This is a genomic window from [Clostridium] symbiosum ATCC 14940 (assembly GCF_000466485.1).
Taxonomy (GTDB): domain Bacteria; phylum Bacillota; class Clostridia; order Lachnospirales; family Lachnospiraceae; genus Otoolea; species Otoolea symbiosa.
Map to the genome: position 1 here is coordinate 1 of NZ_KE993013.1, position 6,349 is coordinate 6,349.

General features: G+C 51.2%; 5 protein-coding genes. 1 reads left to right on the plus strand and 4 read right to left on the minus strand.

Annotated features, from left to right (window positions below; translation table 11 throughout):
- Positions 1–342: 342 nt before the first annotated feature.
- Positions 343–1,122, plus strand: coding sequence for an EAL domain-containing protein (locus CLOSYM_RS18815; protein WP_003499304.1), 780 nt, complete (start codon positions 343–345; stop codon positions 1,120–1,122).
- A gap of 7 nt (positions 1,123–1,129) precedes the next feature.
- Here the strand turns inward: CLOSYM_RS18815 and CLOSYM_RS18820 are convergent, their stop codons facing one another.
- The 4 genes from CLOSYM_RS18820 to CLOSYM_RS18835 form a co-directional block, all read right to left on the minus strand.
- The gene (locus CLOSYM_RS18820; RefSeq protein ID WP_021643379.1) at positions 1,130–3,724 is read right to left on the minus strand and encodes an ABC transporter permease; all 2,595 of its coding nucleotides are present in this window, start codon (positions 3,722–3,724) and stop codon (positions 1,130–1,132) included.
- Entirely contained in the window at positions 3,721–4,407 is a 687-nt protein-coding gene (locus tag CLOSYM_RS18825) for an ABC transporter ATP-binding protein (protein WP_021643380.1), read from the minus strand. Before CLOSYM_RS18825 ends, CLOSYM_RS18820 begins: the two co-directional genes overlap by 4 nt.
- Before the next feature lie 123 nt (positions 4,408–4,530).
- Complete coding sequence (locus tag CLOSYM_RS18830; protein WP_044902893.1) at positions 4,531–5,520, minus strand: sensor histidine kinase; 990 nt, start codon at positions 5,518–5,520, stop codon at positions 4,531–4,533.
- On the minus strand, positions 5,510–6,193 hold the full coding sequence (locus tag CLOSYM_RS18835) for a response regulator transcription factor (protein WP_021643382.1): 684 nt from the start codon (positions 6,191–6,193) through the stop codon (positions 5,510–5,512). Before CLOSYM_RS18835 ends, CLOSYM_RS18830 begins: the two co-directional genes overlap by 11 nt.
- Positions 6,194–6,349: the final 156 nt, after the last annotated feature.

Consider the following 6,349-nt stretch of genomic DNA (forward strand, 5'->3'; position numbering starts at 1 on the left):
ACATAATAATGATTATGTGGTTTTTGCAAAAAAAACGGTGTAAGGGGCCGGTATTTCCATCCTGATTTATGACTGAAAAGCAGTTTAGCCGCTTTGTCAGACAAGGAACCGGAGAACGGCGGGCAGCGCAAACAGGCCGATTTGAACATTTAAATTCAAGTCAGCCTGTTTGCCGTCTGTAAATTTTGCCAATACCAGTTTATAAAGACTTGTTTTTGGGAATATTTTGTGATATTCTGGTAATTGACCGTTAAGGTATGTATTTTCAGCGAAGCGGTTACCACATAATCATTATTATGTTAATAACGCGCTGCTGTTGTACTGAAAGATAAGGTGATAATTATGTCAGTAAAGAATGCGGCCTCGCCGCAAAGCTTCGTGATTGCCGCTTCCGGCATGGAATGCTGGTACCAGCCGATTTACCATGTAGGGAAAAAAAGGATAACCGAAGTAGAGATACTGCTCCGGGTCAGCGACGGCGATGCCGGATTCTTTGATACCGAACATTATGTGCAGCAGGCCGAGCAGAGCGGAGACCTCGGGCAGATAGACTGGTGGATGTTTTGCCAGGCCTGCCATGCATTTCCGGAGCTTAACAGGTACGGGATAGAGAAAATTAATATTAATCTGTCGCCGTCAACCTGTATGGAACCGGGACTCGCCCGTAAAGTAGGAACAGCCTTAATTACGGGCGGAGTCCGTCCCGGCCAGATCTGTATGGAGGTCAGTGAAAGCGCGGGACTGCCGGATGAGACAAGCTTTCTGCAGACAGTCCGGGAGCTATATGACATCGGTATTTCAATCGCTATCGATGATTTTGGTAAAGGTTATTCGGGGCTTCTGCGTTTGCTTCGGATGCCGTTCCATGTTATAAAGCTGGACAAAGAGCTTGTATGGGCCATGGATAACCAGCGCCTGGCAAAGCCCCTTGTCAGGAACATCATTGACTTTGCCGGAGCGAATCACTTTCAGGTGACGGCGGAGGGAGTGGAAACAATACGGACGGCCCGAAGCCTGGCAGAAATGGGCTGCCATTACCTTCAGGGGTATTTAATCAGCAGGCCGCTGCCCTTTGAAGAGCTGCTCCTGTTCCTGAATCAGGAAGGAAAACGGATCCTCTGATTCCAAATCAAGTCATATCATCGCGCAGCGCGTCAATAATGTTTTCTCTCTTTAACCGGCTTACGGCATACATCATTGTGATGAAGACAATAAGGAGTACACTGAACACACTGGCCGCCATACTGCGCCAGGGAAATACAAAATGGAAATCCTCCATTTTTTCCACGGATGCCAGACCTCTGTAAATCAGCCATGAGGCGGCTGCAGACAGCGGCAGGCCGGTGAAAAGTGTCCACATTCCGTAAAAAACACACTCATAAGTCATCATTTTATTAAAATCACGGCCGGACATTCCCACCGATCGGAGCATGGCAAGCTCCCGTCTGCGCAGCCGGATATTCGTAGAGATCGTGTTAAATACATTGGCAACCGCAATCAGTGAAATCATGATGACAAAGACGTAAGTAAACACATCAATCACAAAGGCTGCGCTGTAGAACTGATCCAGTATTTCGGACAGGTTGTAGAGGGTATACTCAGACGTAATCCCTGCATCCTGAATTATCAATTCCATCTCCCTCACCGATTCCGAAGGATTTTCCGACCAAAAGCCCAGTCCGGTAACTTTATGGGTATCCGGGGTTTCAAACCTTTTTCTGACGGAATCCGGAGCTATGACCATAAATACCCGGTCAGGCTGTTCCGGCCCGGATGCCTGCTTCGGGGGCGGATCGACCGGATACGTATCGGCAAAGGTAATATTCAGTTTCTGTTCCCTGGCTGCTATGGGGCTGCCGTTTCTTTCCGGCGCGGCAGACAGGGTCATGGATGGCTCTTTAAATAAATCAAAGATTTCCCCGCTTCCCTTCTCTGTGCCGGTCCTCTGTTTGGCTACGGCAATCAAATCCGCATCCGGCCCGGTGCAGTTTTCTTCGGGCAGTCCCAATTCACTGATAAAACGCAGATATTCACGGTCCGGGATGAACTGGATATCCATGGGCAGATAAATCGTACCGTCCGGCTGAGCGCCGTCTCTGTATTCCTGACAGCGGCTGGACAAACTGCCTGAATCGACAGCGGCAACATAGGACAGAACCGTCTGATACATGCTTTTATAAACTCCGTCCGCTGATTTAAGCCTGTCGTAGAGCGGGAGCAGTTCACTGTCCTCCATGTCCCGGACATCGAAGAAGATGTCATAGCCGATATCCACAATATACCGCTGTGATATCCGCTTCAGTGTGGTGCTGAAAGCACTGCCTGATACGAAGAGTACGACGCTGAGGACCAGGGACATCACGATGGTGCGATAGCGCTTTTTATTCCTCTTAAAATTCTTAAGCGCAAGTGTTCCCTCCAAACCGTACAGACGGAGCGCCAAACCGGATGTTTTCATTTCGTTTGGCCTGGTTTTTACCTCATTTGTCTGGCGGATACATTCCATGACGGGAGTGTTTGAGGCTTTTCTGGCCGGAATATATGCTGAAATCAAGATGGTAACCAGGCTGAGCGCGGCTGCCGCCGCAATGGCGGGAACGGATACCGATAAGGTCAGGGGAACCGCGCTGTGGATAATATTCCGGAACTTTCCGGCAACGACAGGGAGCAGAAGCCGGACGCTGCCGATACCGGCTAATATGCCCGCCGGTATTCCGGCTGCGCCGATGCAGAGCCCTTCAAACAGTACCGAATTCAGAAGCTGTTTTGACGTTGCACCCACCGACGAAAGAATACCGAACTGGCGTATGCGTTCGTTTAGTGAGATATTGAAGGAATTATAAATCAGAAAAACCGAGCCGGTCATAATTATGGCAGCCAAAATGAGGCCGACCGTGTACAAAAGCGTATTGAACAATCTGTTTTCCGAGATTCCCATAAAACGCAGTACGGAATCATTTAAGAGAAACGGGTACCCTCCGGCTGCACGGCCTGCGTAAGCACTGACCTTGCGAGGCTTTTTCAGCGTGGCAAAAAAACTCAGACTGCCGGTTTGGGCCGATGCGTCCGCCTTCGTTATCAGCGTATATCCGGGAGCGGAGTGTTCCTCAAAGCCGGGCCTTTCGCATATGCCTGTAACCGTATAGGTTTTTACTGCGTCCGGCAGCAGGCTTTCACCGCCGTCTTTTGTAACGTCCCCGGGCCGGTAAGGATCGTGCTGGCTCAAGTTTCTGTCACCGTCCGTGCGGTTTCCGACGGCAAGGGAAAGGGTGTCGCCAACCTTGAACCTGACCCCGCCTTTTATCGCGATATGGGCCGGTACGAGAACTTCTTTGCTGTTTTCTGGCATTCTGCCGGAAATCAGGCGGACGGGCAGGGTGTTAAATGTATCCTCACTGAATCCGGCGATAAAAAGATAGGGTTTCTCCGGACTTTTGGCGCCGTCCAGCACCGCATAGCCGATATTTTCAAAAGAGGCGGAGCCTGACAGCTCTTTGTCGCCCGCCCGTTCCCGGACGAAAGAAGAGGAGACATCCGGAAACTCAATGTGCCAGTCTCCATATTTTGCTATTGAATTATTGAGCAGAAAATTCAGAAGAGAGGTGCCGAAGGCAGCGACGGCCGTAATCATGGCGGCTGACAGAATCACTCCGATTACCGTCACAATGGTCCGTGAGCGGCTCTTCTTCATGCTTTGCAGCGCAATCCTGCTGAAAATGTTCATCGCCGCACCACCCTTTCGTCCCGCACCACCCTGCCGTCCGAGATACCGATAATGCGGTCTGCCTGCAGGGCGATATTCTCATCATGGGTGACGAGAAGCAGGGTCTGTCCGTATTTTTTATTGCTCTCCTTCAGCAGCTTTATAATTTCGTGGCCGTTCCGGCTGTCCAGGCTGCCGGTGGGTTCATCGGCGAGGCAGACCTGTGGCGCGTTCATCAATGCGCGGCCGATGGAAACACGCTGCTGCTGTCCGCCTGAGAGCTGGTTTGGCAGATGGGTCCTGCGCTCCTTAAGTCCCAGCATTTGGAGGAGATCGTTAAGCCGCTCCTCATTGACCTTGCGCCTGTCCATCAGGATCGGCAGAGTGATGTTCTCCACTACGTTCAGCGTGGGAATCAGGTTGTGGAACTGGTAAATCAGCCCGACCTGCCTCCTGCGGAAAATAGCCAGTTTTTCATTATTCTGCGCATATACATCCTGTCCGTCCAGATACACCTTTCCGCCTGTGGGTACATCTACGCCGCCGATGATGTGGAGCAGCGTGGATTTGCCGGAGCCGGAAGCTCCGATAATTGCAACAAATTCCCCCTTTTCGATAGTGAGTGAGACATGGTCCAGGGCGGTAACCTGTTTTTTGCCGCTGCCGTAGATCTTGCAGAGATTTTCAATTTTTAGCAGCTCCATTCTGTGAGCCTCCTTCCTTATGGTTTACCCATATATCATAGAGCGTTAAACTCACATTCCGGTGACTTTTCGGTGAGAGAACCGTCACTTTGCTCTGTCACTTTGCTCTGTCACATCGCTCTGTCACTTTGGAAAGCGGATGGTGAAGACCGCCCCGCCCCGGGGATGGTTTTTCGCGGTGACGGTACCTCCCTGGCTTGTGATAATCATCCGGCAGAGTGCCAGTCCGATTCCATAGCCCTGTACGCCTGTGCTTTTTCCCCTGTAAAATCTGTCAAAGAGACAGGGTAAGTCTTCCTGATTAAATCCGGCGCCGTTGTCATGAATCATGATTTCGGTAAACAGCACGTTATCCGTACAGACGATTTCGATCAACCCGTCGTCGCCTGCGCTTTCCATGCAGTTTTTGAGGATATTCTGGATTGCCTGCACAAGCCAGCCGTTGTCGCCCTGAATGATGACTCCCTCCGGCGCATCCACCTGAACGATAATGCGGTGCAGATCCATTGTAATAAGGAAGGGGCAAAGTGAGGAGCGTATCAGTTCGTTTACATCGACCGGCCCGCGTTGGAATACGACAACCCCGGCGTCCAGCCGCGATAATTTGAGCAGGGATGTGATCAGCCAGTCCATCTGCACAAGAAGTTCCTCGGTTTCCCTCAGAAATGCCCTCCGCTCATTTTCATCCGCGGTGTCTGAGAGCAGTGACAGGATGAGGTTTGCCGATGTGAGCGGTGTCCTAAGCTGGTGGGCGATGTCGGCCAGGGAGTCAGCCAGCCGGATTTTATCCTGTTTCAGTGCATCGTTCTGTTCCCGGATGCGCTGCATCATTTTTGTGATTTCACTGTGCAGGATGGAAAGCTCGCCCTCATCCATCTCACCGAGATCCAGCCGCCCGGCATTGTGAAGCACGAGATCGATTTGACTGGAGAGCAGGGCGATGCGGTTATACCGGATTTTGGTAAACACAAAAAATGCTGCGCCGAAGACAGCGCAGGAAAATGATAAAAGCAGTCCCGCCGCCGTACTGATTGCAAAGCCAAGCGCAACAGATGCGGCGGACATTAAGGCGAATAGAATGGCAAACTGCCTAAATTCCCTGTTACGAAGCATCATTTCCTCCCAGTCTGTATCCCGTGCCCCGGACCGTCAGTATAATCTGCGGGTTTGCAGGATCGTTTTCTATTTTCTCGCGCAGACGTTTGATATACACCGTCAAGGTATTGTCATTGACGAATTCGCCTGCCGCATCCCATAATTCGTCAAGAAGCCGGCTCCTTGTAATAATATTTTTGGGATTGTTCATAAATATCAGGAGCAGGCGGTATTCCAGCGCGGAAAGAAAAATCTCCCTGCCGTATTTTGTCACAACGCCGCTTGCCGTATCGACACAAAGACCGCAGACTTCAAACGCCTGCCCGGCACGTTCCTGTTTCCGGAGTGCCGCACGGATTCGCGCAATCAGTTCGCGGGTCCGGAAGGGCTTTGTGATATAGTCGTCCGCGCCCATGTTAAGCCCCGTCACGACACTTGCCTCGTCGCCGGAGGCAGTCAGAAAAAGTACGGGAATCTGATACCGTTCTTTAATTTCCGTGCAGACCGTGAAACCGTTCCCGTCCGGCAGGGCAATGTCTACCAATGCCAGGTCAAAAAGGTTTCCGGCCAGCATGGCGGAGGCCTCCCCCCGAGTGGCTGCGTGGCTGACCGTAAATCCCTCCGAGCGAAGTAAAAGCGTGAGGTTTTTAGCGATTGCCTTATCGTCCTCAACTAAAAATATCCGTGTCATCAGTTGTTCCTCCTGTCCTTATGTCTCTATCTGTGGGCGCAGGCAGGGGGCCGGCAGAGACGCCTGCGCATTTTGAATGAATTTAATTATATTATAGCCTAAAGGGGAGGGGACGTCAAAAGAATGGAGATTTAACTGAGGTTGGAGGACGCGTCC

Excerpts from the sequence above, each read along its gene's own strand:
- CLOSYM_RS18835 (WP_021643382.1), bottom strand. The coding sequence starts at position 6,193 with ATGACACGGATATTTTTAGTTGAGGACGATAAGGCAATCGCTAAAAAC.
- CLOSYM_RS18815 (WP_003499304.1), top strand. The coding sequence starts at position 343 with ATGTCAGTAAAGAATGCGGCCTCGCCGCAAAGCTTCGTGATTGCCGCT.
- CLOSYM_RS18825 (WP_021643380.1), bottom strand. The coding sequence starts at position 4,407 with ATGGAGCTGCTAAAAATTGAAAATCTCTGCAAGATCTACGGCAGCGGC.
- CLOSYM_RS18820 (WP_021643379.1), bottom strand. The coding sequence starts at position 3,724 with ATGAACATTTTCAGCAGGATTGCGCTGCAAAGCATGAAGAAGAGCCGC.
- CLOSYM_RS18830 (WP_044902893.1), bottom strand. The coding sequence starts at position 5,520 with ATGCTTCGTAACAGGGAATTTAGGCAGTTTGCCATTCTATTCGCCTTA.